The sequence below is a fragment of the Paenibacillus sp. J2TS4 genome, from assembly GCF_018403245.1.
Classification (GTDB): Bacteria; Bacillota; Bacilli; order Paenibacillales; family NBRC-103111; genus Paenibacillus_L.
In genome coordinates this window covers 331,355-350,126 of record NZ_BOSH01000006.1, presented here as the reverse complement: position 1 = coordinate 350,126, position 18,772 = coordinate 331,355, and the positions used below count along the sequence as shown (strand labels likewise).

General features: G+C 48.5%; 20 protein-coding genes, 1 tRNA gene and 1 pseudogene. 7 read left to right on the top strand and 15 right to left on the bottom strand.

The window, feature by feature from the left end:
- Positions 1–52 precede the first annotated feature (52 nt).
- Together dhaQ and dhaS are read right to left on the bottom strand one after the other, a co-directional pair.
- Positions 53–1,051 carry a DhaKLM operon coactivator DhaQ gene (gene dhaQ / locus KJS69_RS15640; protein WP_213584704.1) on the bottom strand — a complete coding sequence of 333 codons (999 nt, stop codon included), beginning with the start codon at positions 1,049–1,051 and terminating at the stop codon, positions 53–55.
- Entirely contained in the window at positions 1,035–1,634 is a 600-nt protein-coding gene (gene dhaS / locus KJS69_RS15635) for a dihydroxyacetone kinase transcriptional activator DhaS (RefSeq protein ID WP_213584703.1), read from the bottom strand. The genes dhaQ and dhaS overlap by 17 nt, the downstream gene beginning before the upstream one ends.
- A gap of 175 nt (positions 1,635–1,809) precedes the next feature.
- Here dhaS and dhaK point away from each other — a divergent pair, with 175 nt between their 5' ends.
- The gene (dhaK, locus tag KJS69_RS15630; protein ID WP_213584763.1) at positions 1,810–3,567 is read left to right on the top strand and encodes a dihydroxyacetone kinase subunit DhaK; all 1,758 of its coding nucleotides are present in this window, start codon (positions 1,810–1,812) and stop codon (positions 3,565–3,567) included.
- A gap of 122 nt (positions 3,568–3,689) precedes the next feature.
- Here dhaK and KJS69_RS15625 read toward each other — a convergent pair.
- Together KJS69_RS15625 and KJS69_RS15620 are read right to left on the bottom strand one after the other, a co-directional pair.
- Positions 3,690–3,872: pseudogene (locus KJS69_RS15625) on the bottom strand (helix-turn-helix domain-containing protein); the annotation flags it as partial.
- 117 nt (positions 3,873–3,989) lie between these two features.
- Positions 3,990–4,076: transfer RNA gene (locus KJS69_RS15620), tRNA-Leu, on the bottom strand.
- Between the two features lie 190 nt (positions 4,077–4,266).
- Here KJS69_RS15620 and KJS69_RS15615 point away from each other — a divergent pair.
- Positions 4,267–4,650, top strand: coding sequence for a YhjD family protein (locus KJS69_RS15615; RefSeq protein ID WP_213584702.1), 384 nt, complete (start codon positions 4,267–4,269; stop codon positions 4,648–4,650).
- A 61-nt stretch (positions 4,651–4,711) separates the two neighbouring features.
- Here KJS69_RS15615 and KJS69_RS15610 read toward each other — a convergent pair whose 3' ends face one another.
- Entirely contained in the window at positions 4,712–5,410 is a 699-nt protein-coding gene (locus tag KJS69_RS15610) for an adenosylcobinamide amidohydrolase (RefSeq protein WP_213584701.1), read from the bottom strand.
- Positions 5,407–5,619 carry a hypothetical protein gene (locus KJS69_RS15605; protein ID WP_213584700.1) on the bottom strand — a complete coding sequence of 71 codons (213 nt, stop codon included), beginning with the start codon at positions 5,617–5,619 and terminating at the stop codon, positions 5,407–5,409. Before KJS69_RS15605 ends, KJS69_RS15610 begins: the two co-directional genes overlap by 4 nt.
- Before the next feature lie 245 nt (positions 5,620–5,864).
- On the opposite strand from KJS69_RS15605, the gene KJS69_RS15600 reads away from it, so the two are divergent.
- Positions 5,865–6,179 carry a hypothetical protein gene (locus KJS69_RS15600; RefSeq protein WP_213584699.1) on the top strand — a complete coding sequence of 105 codons (315 nt, stop codon included), beginning with the start codon at positions 5,865–5,867 and terminating at the stop codon, positions 6,177–6,179.
- An 80-nt stretch (positions 6,180–6,259) separates the two neighbouring features.
- On the opposite strand, the gene KJS69_RS15595 is transcribed toward KJS69_RS15600, so the two are convergent.
- Together KJS69_RS15595 and KJS69_RS15590 are read right to left on the bottom strand one after the other, a co-directional pair.
- Positions 6,260–6,577 carry a hypothetical protein gene (locus KJS69_RS15595; RefSeq protein ID WP_213584698.1) on the bottom strand — a complete coding sequence of 106 codons (318 nt, stop codon included), beginning with the start codon at positions 6,575–6,577 and terminating at the stop codon, positions 6,260–6,262.
- A gap of 137 nt (positions 6,578–6,714) precedes the next feature.
- Positions 6,715–7,287 carry a xanthine phosphoribosyltransferase gene (locus tag KJS69_RS15590; protein WP_213584697.1) on the bottom strand — a complete coding sequence of 191 codons (573 nt, stop codon included), beginning with the start codon at positions 7,285–7,287 and terminating at the stop codon, positions 6,715–6,717.
- Between the two features lie 290 nt (positions 7,288–7,577).
- On the opposite strand from KJS69_RS15590, the gene KJS69_RS15585 reads away from it, so the two are divergent.
- Together KJS69_RS15585 and KJS69_RS15580 are read left to right on the top strand one after the other, a co-directional pair.
- The gene (locus KJS69_RS15585; protein ID WP_213584696.1) at positions 7,578–8,261 is read left to right on the top strand and encodes a hypothetical protein; all 684 of its coding nucleotides are present in this window, start codon (positions 7,578–7,580) and stop codon (positions 8,259–8,261) included.
- A gap of 113 nt (positions 8,262–8,374) precedes the next feature.
- A complete protein-coding gene (locus KJS69_RS15580; protein WP_213584695.1) occupies positions 8,375–9,421 on the top strand; it encodes a YkvI family membrane protein in 1,047 nt (348 codons plus the stop codon).
- Here KJS69_RS15580 and KJS69_RS15575 read toward each other — a convergent pair.
- Together KJS69_RS15575 and KJS69_RS15570 are read right to left on the bottom strand one after the other, a co-directional pair.
- Positions 9,347–9,781 (bottom strand): hypothetical protein, encoded by a 435-nt coding sequence (locus tag KJS69_RS15575; RefSeq protein WP_213584694.1) that lies wholly within the window; start codon positions 9,779–9,781, stop codon positions 9,347–9,349. The two genes, KJS69_RS15580 and KJS69_RS15575, sit on opposite strands and share 75 nt — an antisense overlap.
- A gap of 18 nt (positions 9,782–9,799) precedes the next feature.
- Complete coding sequence (locus KJS69_RS15570; protein WP_213584693.1) at positions 9,800–10,189, bottom strand: hypothetical protein; 390 nt, start codon at positions 10,187–10,189, stop codon at positions 9,800–9,802.
- Positions 10,190–10,393: 204 nt separating this feature from the next.
- Between KJS69_RS15570 and KJS69_RS15565 the strand changes: the two genes are divergently transcribed.
- Positions 10,394–11,152 carry an SDR family oxidoreductase gene (locus KJS69_RS15565; RefSeq protein ID WP_213584692.1) on the top strand — a complete coding sequence of 253 codons (759 nt, stop codon included), beginning with the start codon at positions 10,394–10,396 and terminating at the stop codon, positions 11,150–11,152.
- 21 nt (positions 11,153–11,173) lie between these two features.
- On the opposite strand, the gene trpB is transcribed toward KJS69_RS15565, so the two are convergent.
- Positions 11,174–12,340, bottom strand: coding sequence for a tryptophan synthase subunit beta (trpB, locus tag KJS69_RS15560; protein WP_213584691.1), 1,167 nt, complete (start codon positions 12,338–12,340; stop codon positions 11,174–11,176).
- 244 nt (positions 12,341–12,584) lie between these two features.
- On the opposite strand from trpB, the gene KJS69_RS15555 reads away from it, so the two are divergent.
- Positions 12,585–13,466, top strand: coding sequence for an EamA family transporter (locus KJS69_RS15555; RefSeq protein ID WP_213584690.1), 882 nt, complete (start codon positions 12,585–12,587; stop codon positions 13,464–13,466).
- 256 nt (positions 13,467–13,722) lie between these two features.
- On the opposite strand, the gene KJS69_RS15550 is transcribed toward KJS69_RS15555, so the two are convergent.
- From KJS69_RS15550 to KJS69_RS15535, 4 genes are all read right to left on the bottom strand, one after another.
- Complete coding sequence (locus KJS69_RS15550; RefSeq protein ID WP_213584689.1) at positions 13,723–15,396, bottom strand: alpha/beta hydrolase family protein; 1,674 nt, start codon at positions 15,394–15,396, stop codon at positions 13,723–13,725.
- A 275-nt stretch (positions 15,397–15,671) separates the two neighbouring features.
- Positions 15,672–16,595, bottom strand: a complete 924-nt coding sequence (locus KJS69_RS15545) for a D-alanyl-D-alanine carboxypeptidase family protein (RefSeq protein WP_213584688.1) — start codon at positions 16,593–16,595, stop codon at positions 15,672–15,674.
- A gap of 244 nt (positions 16,596–16,839) precedes the next feature.
- A complete protein-coding gene (locus KJS69_RS15540; protein WP_213584687.1) occupies positions 16,840–17,946 on the bottom strand; it encodes a sensor histidine kinase in 1,107 nt (368 codons plus the stop codon).
- Positions 17,936–18,631: a response regulator transcription factor gene (locus tag KJS69_RS15535; protein WP_213584762.1), complete on the bottom strand. Its 696-nt coding sequence runs from the start codon at positions 18,629–18,631 to the stop codon at positions 17,936–17,938. Before KJS69_RS15535 ends, KJS69_RS15540 begins: the two co-directional genes overlap by 11 nt.
- Positions 18,632–18,772 lie beyond the last annotated feature (141 nt).

Here is an 18,772-nt window from a genome sequence, read left to right as displayed (position 1 = left end):
AAGCCCCTGGCTTCAAGGCCGGGGGCTTGACTTGTCTCATGATTCCGCCATCTTACCATTTCGCTACTGCAACGTCCGCTTTCAGCCACACTTCCCACTTTGGATCTTCGAGCTTCAGAAAACTGAGCGAAATCCCTTTCATATCAAGCGAAGTCAAATGCGTGCCGATTTTGACAAACCGGACATCCAGGTTTTCCAGTTCACACAAGCGGCGGATGTCATTGGCGAACACATACTGTTCGACCAGGGGGGTCGCGCCTAAACCGTTGACCAGAATCGCGAAGCGGTCTTGCCTTCTCCAACGGTATACGCTTTTCAGCTTATTGAACAGCTCGACCGCGAGCTTCTCCGAAGAAGAAAAAACCTCTTTGCGGTACCCTTTCTCCCCGTGGATGCCGACGCCGTAAAACGCTTCGTTGTTTTGCAGCGTAAACGACGGTTCGCCCTTCGTCGGATCGTTCGCCGGCGACAGCGCCACTCCCAATGTGTGCAGCATACCGATCACTTGCTCGCCGAGTTCCTTCAATTGCTCCAGCGTGAAGCCTTCCCGCGCGGCAGCCCCCAATATTTTATGGACCAGCACGGTACCGGCGACGCCCCTTCTTCTTTTGTTGTACGTCACGTCATCTTCGATCGACACATCGTCGTCAACGATGATATGGTCGACCCTTCGCCCTTCTTCTTTGGCCAGAGCTTCGGCTGCTAGAAAATTGCCTACGTCCGCAGGAAAGTTTTTAATGATGAGCAGCACGCTTCTGCTCCTGTCCACGAGGCGGATCGCCTCCAACACTTGCTCCGCCGTCGGCGGCAAGAAAATTTTACCCGCAACCGCAACGGAAAGCATGCCTTCGCCCACATAGCCGAAATCTGCCGGCTCATGGCCGCTTCCTCCCCCGCTGATGAGTACGACATGCGGGGCCATGCTCCCGAGGTCTTTACGGAATATCAAATTATATTTCGCATTATAGGACACCAGGTCTTTATGCTCAAAATAGAATCCGTGCAGCATATTGCGGACGATATTTTGGACATCGTTAATGATTTTCGTCATTGGTTTCTCCACCCTGCTTTGTTTTTCCCGGTATGCTCAGCAGCACCAGTTGATTACGGATCATCTCTTTGATGAGCGAAGACAGCACCGAAGGTTGAATGGAACAATGATGTTCGATCCAATCTTTGATCGTCCCGACAAACCCATGACTGTAAAACGACGCCAGCCTATTTTTGTTCACCTCGGAGATAGGGATCGGCTTGTCCCTCAACAGTTCATCGATGATTTTAATATATAAACTTTTCGTATGTTCAAATAAATATTGGTTAAACGAATTTTGCTCGATTACTTTAAACGCCCTCCGGTAAAACCGCTGATTCTCGTAGAAATAGTCCATCAGCAAGTCGAAAATGTTCTCCCACTTCTCATAATCCAAAAAGTCCTCGATGTTTTCCTTCGTTTCTTCTTTGTATATCCAGCCCAAGAGCTCATACTTGTCCACGAAATGATAGTAAAACGTTTGCCTGCGCATCTGGCAATGCTGCATGATATCGCTTACGGAAATTTTGTGGAACGATTCGGTTTCCATCACTTTTTTCAAGGAGTTGGCTATGATCTTTTTGGTAATGAGCGAAGTGGTCATTATCATCTTCCTAACCCTAGTATTACTGTTAATCTTAACAAAATCCCAATGTTTATTGAAGCTAGTGTTGTTTGACAGTTTGCCGATTTTGTCCGTTCCCCATAAAACGCTTTCATAGTATGATGGAGATTAATCAAACCATTTGGAATTTATGGATCGCAGGAGGTATGGCAAAGTGAAGAAGATCGTCAACAAACCGGAGACGCTCGTCGCGGAAATGTGCAATGGGCTCGTCATGGCCTATCCGGAGTTGGAGTTTATCCAGAAATATAAGGTGATCAAGAAAAAGGAGCTGGACGAAAACAAAGTCGCCTTGATCAGCGGCGGCGGCAGCGGGCACGAACCGGCCCATGCCGGGTTTGTCGGCAAAGGGATGCTGGATGCCGCCGTATGCGGGGATGTGTTCGCATCCCCATCCCAAATTCAGGTATACCAAGCAATTAAAGCAACTGCGGGCCAAAAAGGGACGCTGCTGATTATCAAAAACTACAGCGGCGACGTCATGAACTTCAAAAACGGCGCTCAACTGGCCGCAGAAGACGGCATCCAAGTGGAATATGTGCGCGTCGATGACGACATTGCCGTTGAAGACAGCTTGTACACGGTTGGACGCCGCGGCGTCGCCGGCACGGTGCTCATCCATAAAATTGCCGGAGCTGCCGCCGAAGAAGGCCGCGAATTGCTGCAAGTAAAAGCAGTCGCGGAGAAAGCAGCACATAACACGCGCAGCATCGGCGTGGCGCTCACATCTTGTACCGTTCCTGCACACGGGTCGCCGACGTTCAAACTTGGCGAAGATGAAATGGAATACGGCGTGGGCATTCACGGCGAACCGGGACAACGGCGGGAAAAAATCGTCAGCGCGGACGAACTGGCCAAGCGGATGACGACCGAACTGTTAAACGATCTGGGCATTCAAGACGGGGACAACGCGGAAGTTGCCGTGCTCGTCAACGGCTTCGGAGCAACCCCTTTGCATGAATTGTACTTGTTTAACAACGCGGCGGTTCGCGAACTCGCAGGCAGGAACATCCGGATTTGCCGCACGTTTGTCGGCAACTATATGACGAGCATTGATATGGCGGGCATGTCGCTGACGATTACGAAGCTCGATGACGAACTGAAAGCGCTGCTATCCAAAGAATGTCATGCGCCGGCATTCCGGGTGGACGGTCCGGTACCGCAGGTCGAATATGCGAACAGCAAGGAAGCCGACGACGACCGACCGGTTTCCTTCAAAACAGAAACGCCGGAACATTGCGCGGCGGTACAAAACGGTGTGCTAACTCTACAAAACATGATCTACATCGTCGATAAAATGAGCGAAATCATTATCGACAATGAAGTTCTGTTCTGCGAACTCGACTCGCATGCGGGGGATGGCGATTTCGGGATGAGCGTCTCCAGCGGATTCAAGCAGTTAAAGCGGGAATGGAGCATGATGTTGGCCCAAGAGACGTTAACAATCGGTTCTTTCCTGGACACATGCTCAATGGTCATTATGGAGTATTGCGGCGGCGCTTCCGGACCGATTTGGGGCTCGGCGTTCCGCGCGGCCGGCAAAGCGGCGGGAGATAAAGCGGAACTGACTGTTGCGGAATATGCGGAAATGCTGCAAGCCGCGGTCAAAGGCATTCAGGCAATGGGGGAGCGTTCCTTCGGCAGAGGCGCCGTCGTTGGCGACAAAACGCTGATTGACGCCTTGGTGCCTTATGCAGATTCGTTCACGGCAAGCGCTGCGGCAGCCGATGACTTTAAAACCGCTTTTGGTAAAGCGGCACAAGCTGCGGTGGAAGGCGCCGAGACAACGAAGCAAATCGTCGCCCGAATGGGGCGCGCCGGCAATGTCGGCGCACGCAGCCTGGGCTATCCGGATGCAGGCGCCTACGCGCTTGGCGTCATCTTCTCGGAGATCGCCCGCTGCTTGAAATAATGGAAGAAACCGCGGCCGGATGAGGACATCACGCTTGTCCTCACCCGCGGTTTTTTCTTTTTAAACCGTAATCATTTAACCCTTGAACCCAAAGCCGGAGCTGCCCAACTTCAATGTTCCCCTCAATGTATATGTGACCTATAACCAAATGCCGTTGTTCCATATACACTTTTAAAATGTCTGTTTAAATGGGCTAAATCAACAAAACCGCAGTCAGCTACTGCTGAATAAATATCTTTATTCTTTTCGATTAAACTTTTTGCACGTTCGATTTTGCAGTTAAGAAAATATTGGTAAGGTGAAATTTCTGGCAAAGCCGTCTTTCATCCTACGATTAAAACCGGGGCTTTCAGTCGGCAATTACTGTAATGTAAGAACAAAAAATAAAAACCTCTTCCAAAGAAGGGTTTTATTAACGGATATGGTGCGGTCGAGAGGACTCGAACCTCCACGGGGGTAAGCCCACACGGACCTGAACCGTGCGCGTCTGCCAATTCCGCCACGACCGCGAATAATGTTTGCCGAACTCTCTGGTTTAAGATTGTTGCGGCGACAAGAAATAATATACCATGCTTGCCCATACGTTGTCAAACATTTTCTTTAAGATATTTTCCATATATTATTTCAACATTTGATCTTGCGTTTTACGGTTTTTTCCAGTACAATAAAAACAAATACACGAACGGAGGTTCGCATCCTATGACGACAAGAACGCTAGTCCGCAAGCCACCGCACACAACGTTGGAAGAATCGGAATTAGTTAAGGAAGCCGTACTGCTGCCCGTTTTATTGACCATGATTAGGCGTGATATGGACCGGATGCAGGATCAAGCCAACAAGCTTTGCCTTCCGAACATTGTCGTCATGCAGAGAGTGCTCGAGATGATCCAGATCGATCTGGTCAAGCTTAAGCAGCGGCTAAGATCGGCCGGAATCCGTATATACAGCGAAGTGAAAGACGCCCAAGGCATCCGCTGCAAGTACATTTGCCGTGAGAATAGAGGAAGCTTAACTATGTCCCGGAGTATGGTTAAGGCAGAAATCAGCATTATAGCCGGCAATTATGTCCATATGCGCCGTTAGGAATACTACTTTAAGTGCCTTTACTTAACACTTTTCCAGTGTCTTTCCCGTTTCCAACCGCCTATTGCGGATAGATGCGTTCCCGCCAATAGTGCAGATTACGCTGTCCGGATGCATAAACCGCATCGTATACGGTCCGTCCAATCCTATATCCAAGCTCGGTCGCCGTCCCGGCATACACACACGGAACACCCGTTTGGGTAGCGGCGATAATGATCGCATCAGTAGTCGTTCCTGTAGCCGTTGCTTCCTCTTCCCCAATCTGTACCTCCAGATCCTGGAGAGCGGCTGTTTTGGCTTCGGTTGCTGTTATGACCGCGTTTACCATAGCCGAGTCGGTTAAGACGGCTTCCACCAATACTATAGTATTAATCGTTCCCGGGAAGTGATATTGGGGCTCACGTCTGGAACCCGCCCTCGAAGGGTTGCTAAGTCCTGCAGTCACCCAAGTGCTGACCCGAATTCCCGATTCGCTTATTTGAGAGCTTCCTACATCCTGAACTCTGGCCGCCGTCAGCATGCCAGCCGTCTCCATAAGAGGAAGTCCGGCCCTTGTAAGGAATTGCTCCATTTCCTTAACCGGATCCTCGCAATCGTAATCCTTGTTCACTTGACGGTTAATCAAGTAACGGCATTGGGAGAATCCTCCTCTCCATATGGAAGAATTTAGCGTGTAGAGAGGTTTCTCCGCAGAGATCAAGAGACACGGGCTGTCATCCCACTGGATTAGTTTCTGTTGTACTCCATCAATCACAGTCATTCCGGTACCTTCCGTTCTTCGCTGAATGGCTGGTATAAATAATTTCTATCCAGCTTGATCACTTTACGATTCATTTTACGGATAAGAACCGTCTCTTCATCCCACGCCATGACGAATCCTCTCACGTCATTAGCCGGATCTGCATCTCTAACCACCCTTATTCTTGTTCCATCCAGCCGGTAACGGTTCAACTCCTCATCTGAAATCATTCCGTATCCCTCCCGTCATCTCTATAAAATTATCATCACATAAGCGATTCACATTACAGCCATCGAATCACGGTTTTCCTCAGATTCATTGATGATCCTTGCTCTCCATAAATATAACATACAACAAGTTGTTCATTTTTAACTAATAGAAGATCATTAATACATAGGAAACGAAGCGATAGGACAGAATAAGACTGCCGCAAAGCAATTCTTCCTTAGGGACAAACTGGAAGGAGAAGGACTACATGGAGAAAAAAACTTACTATGTGGCGGTCAGTCACGGAGAAATCTTGCCAGAACCCCCATTCAATTATGAATTCGTAATCCAGGCAACGGATGACGAATTAGATAAGTTGCAAGAATTATTTGAAGATACGTCTGAAGCCGCAACCAGCACCGCCGCAAGAGCCACTATTCCATTCCGGGAATACTCCCATGATAAAGAAAACGATTGGTACGACACCAATCTTCAGCAAATTTATCAGGCGCTTCATTACTTGGGGACACCGGAAACAAGAAAACATATAGAGAGCATGAATGTTTTGCCTCAAAAAGAGTAACGAAAAAGCATTATAGTAATAAAGACCTAAAAGTGATTATCACTTTTAGGTCCTAGCAAATTCGAATATCCAAAGATGTCTTAGCCGACATGCTCCTTAGATTCATACCAACAATCCAACACTTTGCCGGACATCACTCTAGATTCGATGTACTCGATCTGTTGAGGCGTAAATTGCTCTTTCCAGTTAACCTCTAATTCGCCGCACAGCTTAACGATCGTCAGCAATTCAGACCAAGCGACATATCGTTTGTACCAAAAAAATTGAGGATGTTCAATCATATAGGGATACAGGTCATCGAATTCGGTGTGCTTGCATTCCAGGGCACGTTCAAAGTGAACCTTGGCTTCCGTCAATTTGGTTTCAAAGAAATTATCCGGAATATTCTCTTTCCCCATAGCAATGCCTCCTCTCTCTATAGTCCTGATTTAATTATAACGAAAAACAGCGGTGTTGGGAAGGCAAAGAGCTTCTATCCATAATCCACCTGCTTACTTTTTTGTTAGGATCATTAGGCTCTGCTTCCTTCCCGGACTTATGAATCGAACTGAATAACGCCATCCTCTAACCCCGCAATGCTGACCAGAGATTCCATCCTTATTCCTTGCTCCCGGATCGTTTGAGCACCCTTCTGGAACGATTTCTCTACGACCACACCCATTCCCACCAACTCGCAGCCGGCCTGATCAATTATCCGCAGCAGCCCCCGTGCCGCATCCCCATTAGCGATGATGTCATCAATAAACAGCAATCGATCTTCCGGAGCCAGAAAAGACTTCGATATCATAATATCGGTCACAATCCCTTTTGTAAAAGAAGGAACGCGCTCGATGTAGCTATCCGCATCCGTCGTTAGCGTCTTTTTGCGTCTCGCAAAAACCATCGGAATATCAAAATGATAGGCCGTTGCAAAAGCGACCGGTATTCCCGAAGTCTCTACCGTAATAACTTTCGTAATGGATTCCCCCTGAAACCGACGGGCAAATTCTTGCCCCATCTCCATAATAAGTGAGGGCTCTACTTGATGATTAAGCAAAGCGTCGAGCTTCAGAACTTGATCGGACAAAACAATACCATGCTCCCGTATTTTCTGTTTTAATCGATCCATCTGTATGACCAACCTCCCATTGTAAACTATCGCTGGCTCCACCGAATTCAGGCTTTATTTCGCTACCGTTCATCAACATCGGCTTCCGTTGCTTGTTTTTTAAAATTTATCACAGCCTTTCCCGATTTATCAAGAGAATGTTAAAGAGATAACTAATTTTGTATTTTTGCAAAAAAAATGAAACTTTTTGCTTTCTTAGGATGTCTATATATGTAGAGAAAGATTTGTTCGACCGATTCGCCGTTATCACGGGCTCCAACATCAGCAGTTTTACGAAAGGATAGAGAATCATGTACCCCTTTACTCAAAGGGTTGTCCTGGTTGGACTGGCCGTAGCCGCCATTACCGTCCTCAGCGCTTGCCAAAGTGAGGGCAGCCATGCTCAACCGGCCCCGACACCCTTAACAACGACCGACCAACCGACCGAAGCCAGCACCGTGCCTCCGACTCCCGTTTCTGATCCCCCAGTGGCAGATGCTCCAGTTAACGGAACACAAATCTCGCACCCTCAGGAGACAGCCACCCCGACCGGCGACAAGGAGAAGCCGTCTGCTAAACCAAGACCGGAAATCGAAGCTTATGACAGCCAGCGGCCGATGCTAATGGGTCTCTCCATTGCAGACAAAAGAGAAACGGCAATAGACAATTTCGGAGAACCGGACAGCGAATTTGTTATGGATGACCCCAATGACCCTATTACCGTAATGGATTATACCGACTTTACAGTAGGGATTAACCATGCCGGCAGCATCGAATTTATAAGCATTGAATCGCAGGATATCGATCCCGGTCTGAATGGACTCAAGCTCGGACAAAAAGCTTCCGACGCCATCGATGCCTTGGGAGAGCCCGATACGAACACCAATTACGTCATCGCGTATTCTAATGAGGCAACCGTACTCAAGCTCGACATCGACCCCAAAACAGCCAAAATTCAATCGATCAAATTGTTTAACGAAGTGCAAATGCAATGAACGATGCAAGAACGGATTAAAGCCATGCTTTAACGGCGTAAGATTGTCATGCTTCCGCTCCCTTGGACATACCTTATAGTAATTCGGGTATGGACAAAGGGGGCGGTATTTTTATGCGAAAAACAGGTAAAATTTTACAGGTGTCCTTTACTTATATCGGGACCGTGGTTGGCGCCGGTTTCGCCACTGGACAGGAAATTTTGCAATTTTTCACACGGTTCGGGTCCGCCGCCGCTTGGACCATCGCTCTCTCCTGTCTTCTTTTTACATGGATTGGAATAAAGCTGATGCTGTTGGCTAATGAAATGGAGGCTCGTTCTTATGAGGATTTGAACCGGATGCTGTTCGGGGAACGAATCGGAAATTATGTAAGCTTGTTTACGATGATTGTCCTGTTTGGTGTTACCACCATTATGCTGGCAGGTGCGGGCTCTCTTTTTACCGAGCAATTGAACATGTCCTATCAGGCGGGTTTGTGGCTCACGATCATAGTTTCTTATTTCGTTCTGTCTCGGGGCATTCACGGAATACTGACTATGAATTCGATTGTCGTGCCGGTCATGATGGCTTTCTCTATCCTGGTCGTCTGGACCACTCTCTCTATGCCTAATGCGGATTATTGGCTGAAACTATCGACCGATTCCTCCAGCTGGAGGATCTGGTTTTCCCCCTTCTTATATACCGCCTTTAATCTGGCTATGGCACAAGCCGTCCTCGTACCGCTCGGTTCGGCCATTCGCGACCGCTCCATCTTGTTCTGGGGAGGTCTTCTCGGCGGGGTCGGGATCAGTCTAATGCTCCTTGCCGCACATATAGCTCTGGCTGCGCGTATGCCTGGAATCGTCCAATTCGAAATTCCCATGGGACAAGTTATCCACCACTTAGGACCTGTTCTTCAGCTTATGTATGTATTTGTTATTTTCGGAGAAATCTTCACGACCTTTGTCGCAGATGCCTATGGTCTTACCCTGCAGTTAGAGCAGCGAACGAAGCTCTCTCAGACCAAACTGGTTCTCTTAATTCTGCTGATCAGCTACTTGGTCAGTCAAATAGGCTTCAGCAAGTTATTGTCCGTCCTGTATCCTTTATTCGGTGGAGTCAGCCTGCTCTGGCTGATTATGATGCTCCTTCCCAGATCCCGGCATACGGGTACTCTGTAGCGTTAAAGACAGCCGGACAATCATGAATAGCATACCGAGAAAGCTGAAAATAAAGCCGACCAGGATATACGCATAGTGATGATAAGGATACTGCTCCGGATTACGCATGACCGACAACAAATCAACAAATAAAAACAGCATCCCGATAGCGAATAGAGCAAGCATGGCGGCGTCCAGAACAGTCCACCTTAAAAAATAAATCCCCACTCCCGGCCGCTGCCCGGATGAGTTATGAGAATCCTGAGGCTGTCCTTCTTTCGTCTGGTTAATACTTGAATAGACGTGCCACAATGTATATACGGCTGCTCCGGTCACTATCAAGCCAACTATTCCGGCAAAAATGGCCCACATGGAATACATCTCGATCCCCCCTTTCTTCTAATAGTGCATCAGCGAATAAACAACCCAAATAATAAGCCCAAAGCTGATGGCAGGCAGCATCCATAACAATACCTCCGCTGCTCGAGCCGGCAGCCAGGGCAGTTCTATCCATAACCAGCGGGAAGAGCCTGTTAAAAGCAACGCGGGATAGTTCGCCGAGGATGCCGTCAAGACTTGCTTGCTATGGGAATCTCTCCGGGCCCGATCGTCGGCCGCCCTTTTCCGCTTGAAATTGTTCTTGGAAGAGGCTGTTGCAGTAAGTAAGGAACCTGGCTTCTTGGCATTGGAGCCTCGTTTGCGCTGAGGATCGTATTCAATCTTACCTTTTCTCCACCCGATTTGATATGTAATTTGCCTCTGCGGTTTATTTCCTTTGGATGAGTCCAATTCCGTCCCTCCTCTCCAAAAGCTTCAAATCATCTGTCCTTGTCCTGACAGGACCAGCAGATTTGCCGGCTATTCACGGACCTGCGCTAATTGACCGATAAATTTGCGCTAGTACTATAGTATTCGAATCTTTGTCGAAAAAGCAATGAACATTTCAATATCGAATGGCTTTTTCGTATAATAGTGGAAAAGGAGGAAGACGCCATGAACAAGGTTGCCGTTGTTTCTGGAGGGGGGCAAGGAATCGGCAGAGCCATCGCCTGGAAGTTTGCTGCCCAGGGATATTCTGTCTCCATTGCCGATCTGGATAAAGAGGCCGGTTTTGAAGTTATCCGACGAATAAGGCAAATGGGAGGACAGGCTATGTTCCTGCGTGCGGATGTGGCGGATGAAGAGGCGGTGCATCGTTGGTTCCGCCTGACTCAAGAGGAATATGGACGGATCGACGTCCTCGTGAACAACGCCGGAATTAGCCGCAACGCGCCTATGCTGGAGCTGACCGCGGAACAATTTGACCGCGTCGTGGCCGTTAATTTGCGGGGAGCGTTCCTGTGCTCACAGCAAGCCGCGCAAGTGATGAGAAGACAGGGCAGCGGCAGCATTATTCATATCGCTTCGACCCGGGCGCTTATGTCCGAGCCCGATACCGAAGCCTATTCCGCCTCCAAGGGAGGGCTTCTCGCATTGGCTCACTCCATGGCGGTCAGCCTCGGTCCTTACGGCATCCGCGTGAATGCGATCAGTCCCGGCTGGATAGAAACGTCGGACTGGCAGTTGTCCTCCCGAGCGTCCGCTCCACACCATAGTGAACGGGACCAGCGGCAGCACCCGGTTGGCCGGGTCGGCACTCCCGAAGACATTGCCGAGGCTTGCTTATTCCTGGCTGGCTCAGGCTCGGGCTTCATCACCGGGCAGAACCTAGTGATAGACGGGGGCATGACGGTCCGCATGATATACGATTAGACCGTCTTGCCCCCGTATTCCTTACTTCTTCTCCTTCAGCATTTCGAACACTTGCTCGACGTCCTTATCACCGCGACCCGACAGATTAACAATCAGCACCTGATCGTGGCTAAGTGTCGGACCCAGCTTCAGAGCGTAAGCAACCGCATGAGCGCTCTCCAAAGCCGGAATGATCCCTTCCGTACGAGAAAGCACCTGGAAGGCTTCCAGTACTTCTTCATTAGAAACGGCATAATATTCGGCCCGTCCGGATTCCTTCAAATAGCTATGCTCCGGACCAATCCCGGGATAATCGAGACCGGCGGCGATAGAGTAGGTTTTCCGAGGCTCCCCCTGCTCATCCAGCAGCACTAGGCACTTGAAGCCGTGCAGCATTCCCGGAACCCCCTGGGTTAAAGTAGGGGCCTGATCCGGCTCCACTCCAATTAACCGAACCGACGGCTCGTCGATATAGTGTGCGAAAGAACCGATTCCGTTACTGCCTCCCCCCACACAGGCGATAACAGCATCCGGCAGACGGCCCTCTTTTTCGATGATTTGCCTTTTCGACTCCTCGCTAATAATCGATTGAAAATGCTTGACCATCGTCGGGAACGGATGCGGTCCTACCGCAGAGCCAAGCAAATAGAACGTGTTCTTGTAGTTGGCTACCAGGTCTCCTAACGCTTCATCTACAGCGTCTTTAAGCCTGCCCTGACCTTTGTTCACCGGCACCACCTTCGCACCGAGCAGCTCCATCCGGAAGACATTGAGCGCTTGCCGACGAGTATCCTCAGCTCCCATATAAATCACGCATTCCATACCGAACATCGCACACACGGTTGCCGTTGCCACTCCATGCTGTCCGGCTCCGGTTTCGGCAATAACCCGTTTCGCCCCCATCCGCTTTGCCAACAAAATCTGCCCGAGCACATTGTTGATTTTATGAGAACCGGTATGGTTTAAATCTTCTCTTTTTAAATAAATTTTCGCTCCGCCCAGCTTCTCCGACAGATGCTTTGCATACGTCAGCGGATTGTCGCGGCCGACATACTCTTTTAAATAGTATTGATACTCTTCAATAAAATCAGGATCGTCTTTATATTTCTCAAATTGCTCCGTTAAATAATCCATAGCTTGCTGTAATTCCGGCGGTATGAAGCTGCCACCGAAAGAACCAAAAAAACCAGCCTGCTGATCGGTGCCCATTCTAAAGCCCTCCCTGTGAAATTTCAATTCATTATATAATCTGCTAATAATGATCTATTCTACTAAAATCCCACCTGTTTGTCATGGATGCTTTTCTGGCCTCTATCTTTACTGAAGCATGTGTTTGATGCACAGAGAAAAGTGAAGAAGGTCAACCTTGACGGAATTCAAGAGTCTGCCTATAGTGGAAAGAGTGACTTTTTGCTAACTTCATAGTATGACTAGAAAGGATCTGATGTAGTTCATGTGGCTCGTCTATGCAAGCCTGGCCTGTTTGTTCTTCGGAATGAGAGGCATACTATACCAGTGGACTTCCCAAAAGCCTCTGGATCGCAATTTGCTGCTGTTCGGTGTTTATTTATCCGGGACATTGATTGCTGTCGGACTGAGTTTGATTCTCCAGCCGGAATGGTCACCAGCCGTCTGGATCGGCCTCTTGATGGGAGTATTTTCATTTACCGCCAATGCGGCCATGTATAAAGGCTTTGCCGTCGGCAAGGCCTCATTAATCGCTATTCTGGCCGGACTCCCTCCGGTCGTCGTTGTTATTATGGCCTATGCTTTATGGGGAGAGGCATTGACCTGGGGACAGGGGGCCGCATTTCTGGTCATCATCAGCGGTATTTTATTAATCCGCTATTCCAGCGACTTATCCCTCTCTAACTTGAAGGGCGTACAATGGGGAATCATTACCCTTATTTCTTTCGGTATTACAGACGTCGCCTCCAAGCAGGCCATGCTATGGGGAGGAGAGACCATTCCGACCTTGGTCGTCATGTATGCTACCGGAATGGTGCTGTTCTTTGTTTCCTGGCTGTTGAGCTTGAAGAAAACGCGAGCCCAAGCTGCACAAGCGTCCAATGAGGAGACTGTTCCCTCCTGGTCATTTTCCAAAACTATTCTCTGGGGGCTCGTGGTCGGAATAAGCAATATATCCGGAATGCTGCTTATCCTTCCTGCGTTTAAATATGGCGTGACCGGGCTTGTTTCAGCGGTCGTAGCCATGAACGTCCTGATTATCCTGTTCTATGCACGATTGTTTCTGAAGGAAAAATTCAACAAACAGGAGACCGCCGGAATCGTCTTCGCTTTCTGCGGCATGATTTTGCTGCGGCTGATCGGATGATCAAGCTGGCCAGCCTATTCAACCGACAGAGAAAATGAGAACCCGCACATTTAGCATGGATCTAACAACTCAAGGAGAACCGTTACTTTCGAAACAGCCAACGCCATCTGGCGTTGGCTGTTATTTGAATGGCTGTCGCCCGGCAACGGAGCTCGACTTTCTTTCGCTCTTAGCAGCCGGCAAAGATTCCGTTCGATCTCGTCGGCATGAAAAAAGCCGGGGAATCCCCGGCAGCTTGCGTTGACTAGTTTCTTTCCTAATTCTGTTTCTTGATCCATTCGGCCAGATCGTCAATCAATTGCTTCGATACATTGCCGGGCACCGCGTATTCCAACCCGGTTGAAGGCTGATCCACTTCGATCAAGAAGTGATTCATTCGAGGATACAGCTTGTAAGCTACATCGTTGCGGGCAGAGAGTGCTTCCTTCCAGCCATCCAATTCCTTGGCCGGAACCTGAGAATCGTTGTCCCCTTGCATGATAATAAGAGGAACGGTTTGATCCTTGGCTAGTTCTCCACCGTAGTAATTGCTAAAGTCCTTCCACCAAGCAAAATTGCCAAAGTTGAAATTCTCCGGCTCCGTCTGTACTTCCGGATCTTTAATCGCCTTCAGATCTTCCTTATAAAGGGCAACCTGCTGCTCGAGCTGAGCAATTTGTTCTTCAGGAACATTGTTCTCCTTGGCGTACTTGAGCTGCGATTCAAATTGCCACAGAAGAATATCCTCCAGAGGAGTGGACGGCCCCGAAATGACTGCCGCTCCGGCCACACTTCCCGCCTCATCAGCCTCGATCATCCGGGGGACAAGCATAGCGCCCTGGCTGTGTCCAGCCAAATAAATCCGCTCGGGGTCGATTTTATCCTCAGACTGCAACAATTTCACAGCATGAAGAGCGTCCTCCACCGTTTCGTGCTGAACGGTGAAATTGGGAATCGCACTGGATTGATAAGGATATTCCCGCGTCCGTTTCTCATAACGAAGCACCGCCACATCCTGAGCAGCTAACCCGACGGCGATATCCCGGAATGGCTTATAGGCTCCGACCGCTTCATCACGGTCATTCATCCCTGATCCATGAACAAGGACTACGACCGGAAACGGACCTTCCCCTTGCGGCAGCGTCAAGGTGCCCGGCAGCAGGAATGGTGCTTCTCCAATGACGACTTCTTTCTCCGTATAAGCGTCTGGATCTTCATAGCTAGGCTTTTCGTACCCGGCGGCTCCCATGTAAGGAATAAAAAGATCGTTCAACAACCGATCCTGATTATAGCGAAGGGTAATTTCTAACGGAATTTGGTTGGCGGTCATATAGGTCAATTTCACGTTATGATGCACGGCATTGTCATCCTGCTGCACAGTGATCAATTTCTCAGGCGCTCCATAAATACCGATAACTTGCATTCCCATTATTTGAATGACTTCCGGAGTCAGGGCCTTCTTCAGAGGATCACTGATCAGATCCGGAATCTCAGAATAATTTCCACTAAATAATTGATTCATAATAAATCCGCTCAAGGACACCAGGTCTTCTTTATTAATATGGAGACCGTCCTCCTCATCCCAATCAAGATCAGCCTGGAAAGCTTGTTCAATGGCTTCCAGCGGGACCATCGTTAACTCATTAATCAACTGGGCGGCCTTCTCCATCTGAACTTCGGTTCCGTTCATGATCGCCTTGTGCTCTCCAATGGTAACCGTTAGCTGCTGATCGCCGCGACGGATTTCAGCTTGATAAGTCTCCTGATTCCAAGCGACCTCGGCCCCGATTGATTCAGCTACCACTCTGAGCGGAACCAATTCGGACAATGCCGCTTCAACGGTTACTTTCGCGGGCACAGGATTGGCCATAACATTCACCGGCAGGCTTAAGCTCAGAGCCAGTACGGTTCCGACCGCTGCTTTTTTCCAATTTGTCCTTGTCCTCTTCATCTTACGCAATCCGTTCACCCCGATTAATAATAGATTACATCCTCAATTTCTAGTGGAGAAATGACTGCAGCTAAACTATTCCATGAGAAAAGGAGGTCGACAGCGCCTCCTTTCGTTCTCCGTTCTAGCAAGAAATCTATGGATTTCCTCTATTATCCTACAGTTTATCTCTCATGTCCAGAATTATGAACTATATAAGCGGCCCAAAAAAAAGCTTCTTTCCACTCCGAAGAAAATTGCCTCCGAACCTTTAAACCCCTTGTTTTGTATCCTATTTAATGGGTCAAGGCCTTAAATCCATATTCAAGCAATTGGCTGGAATCCAGCCATACCCTGTCATTAGTCGATTTAAGGACGACGGCTATAAGCCCCGCATTATACCGGGTTGCAGAAGAAACCAGACAATAGCCAGCCTCATCAGTAAATCCTGTTTTGATCCCGTCTGCCCCCTCAAAATAATTCCCGCTGTTTTTCTGGAGCAGCTGATTGGTGTTCGTAAAGCTTAACGTCTCAGGCTGACCTTTGGAGTGGGAAGTATACATCTCCGTACTGACGATGCTCCGGAAATCTTCATTTTTCATCGCCTCACTGGCAATTAGCATCATATCGCGTGCCGTCGTATAATGGTTATCGTCATGCAAGCCGTGCGGATTGACAAAATGCGAATGCTTAGCCCCGACCCGCCGGGCTCTGTCGTTCATCAGTCCGGCAAAATAAGAGGTCGCTTCACTGGCCTCCATGTCCGTCCGGCCGCTGGTCCGGGCCGCGATGTGAATGGCGATCGTTCGGGCCGCATCGTTACCGGAGGGAAGCATCAGGGCATGAAGCAGATCCCGCAGAGGAAGGCGCTGCCCCTGCACCAACCCTGCTTTGCTTTCTCCGGGGTGGGGTTTCGCTTCCTCCCCTACCTCGACTATCTCATCCATATCTCCCAGCTCCAAAGCCAGCAACGCCGTCAATATTTTAGTCGTGCTAGCCGGATACATTCTCTCTTTATCATTTTTATAGAATAGTATTTTTCCCGTCCGCTGATCCATCAGTATAGCGGCTTCCCCCTGAATTTCCTTCATGGCGAAATCACGGTCATTCGTCTGTACCTTAACCTGATTCCATAACCGTACCCAGCCATCCTTTCCTACGGCATTAGCCACCAGCACAATGGCTAACGCAAATAAAAAAAGAAAAAATTTTCGTTTCATTCTCTTGGTCCTTTCGTCTGCCATTCGGGTAGTGTTGCGACTGTTCTAACTCTACCGAAAATTGCTTAACCAATAGATAATAAAACTTAAAGTTTTTCTTAAATTTACTTTTATAAAGTTTAAGAACCAGTCGAAAGGAACAAGAGAGGAGCAAGGATAAACGACTGGTGCGTCCTTGATCCCTATTCAAGAAAGCCTGCGTTTACTGTCGAAATTTACCGATAACGATTTTTATAAAGCCGGATTATTCCGTTATCGGCAGACGAATTTCAAACTGCGTTCTTAACTGATCGCTGTCGGCAGCTATGGTGCCTCCGTGAAGCTCGACGACTGTCTTGGCTATAGCGAGCCCCAGACCGGAGCCCCCGGTCTCCTCGGCCCTCGATTTCTCCACCCGATAAAATCGGTCAAAAATATGAGGCAGGTCCGTGTTCGGAATCGGATCTCCGTAGTTGATCACATGAACGACCGAATCACCGTTATCGCGCATCACCTTCAAATCGATATATTTGCCATCCTTGCCATAATTCATGGCGTTAATAAATAAATTTTCGAATACGCGGACCAGCTTGTCTCCATCTGCCGTAATAATTATTTTTTCTTCGGGAAAAAATAACCGGCACTCCATACCTACCCGTTCCAGCTGCAGCCGAAAGTGAGCAGCCACCTGCCCCAGCATTTCGACAAGATTAATCTGCGAAGGCTTCAGCTTCATTCCTCCACCGCTGGCCCGCGCATATTCAAACAGGTCGTTAATCAGTCCGGTCAGCCGTTGGGCCTTATCATAAGCAATATTGACATAATAGCGAAGCTCTACTTCGTCCCGATAACGGTCTTGTTCCACCAATCCCAGGTAACCGTTAATCGAAGTAAGCGGCGTCCGCAAATCATGGGAAACACTCGTAATCAGCTCATTCTTCGTACGCTCCGCCCTGCGCTCCTCTTCAATGGATACTTTAAGCTGCTGAGCCATCCGATTGATATTTTCCCCCAGCTCCCCCAGTTCATCCCGGGAACGAACAGGAATCCGGACATCAAAATCTCCAGAGGAGATTTGCTGCACCGCTTTCGTAATTTGACCCAAATAACGGATGCTCCGGTGACTGAGCAGAACGACAAAGCCGATAAACAAAATGACTCCGGTCAGCAGAGCCACCGGAAGAGCGCCAACGGAATAATAAAGACTTCTAAACAGACCTCTAAACAGATCACCGATCACGGAAGGCCCGTATTCCAAGAGCAGTTGAGCGGCAACAAATAAGAAGAGAACCCCAAGCAAAGACAGGATCAATGAAATGACAAAAAGCAGCAGCAGCTTCCAGCGAAGTCTGTAAAATAAATTATTGATCAATTTTATACCCGACTCCCCACACCGTTTGGATCAGCTTCGTTCCTCCCGGCTCGCTTTCTAATTTATCCCGCAGCTTGCTGATATGAACCATAACGGTATTATGAGACTGGTAATACTTCTCTTTCCAGACCCGTTCGAAAATCTCCTCTGCGCTAAACACTCTGCCCGGATGGCTGGCCAGCAAATAAAGAATGTCGAATTCGAGAGAAGTCAAATTGACTTTATGTCCGTCCACGGTAACGTTGTGTGTCGTCTTGTTAATTTGCAGCGAATGAATTGTAATCGTTCCATTATTAGCCGATTGAAGCTGCGGATTAAGATCAAACGTTCTGCGAAACAGAGATTTGACGCGGGCCAGCAGCTCCAATGGATTAAACGGCTTCACCATGTAATCGTCTGCCCCTGTGGTCAACCCGAGGATCTTATCCATGTCCTCTCCTTTGGCGCTGAGCATCAATATCGGAATATTGTCCTTGGCCCGAATTTGGCGGCAGACCTCCAGTCCATCCAGTTCAGGCATCATAATATCGAGGATAACCAGCTGAATCGGTTCCTCGGCAATAATCTTGAGCGCATCCAATCCATTATGCGCCTTATTCACAGTGTAGCCCTCGTTGACCAAATAAATCTCGATAAGCTTGGCAATTTCTTTATCGTCATCCACGATAAGAACCTGTTTATTCATCACCGTTTCTCTATCCTTTCCTGTTCCATAAAAGGCAAAGCCGACTAAAGACTACGATTTGCCAGATAATCTCTTTCTGTGAAGTGAATTAAGAAGTCCCTCGGACTTGTGAAGTCTCTTGAAGTCTTTTTGAAATTCCTT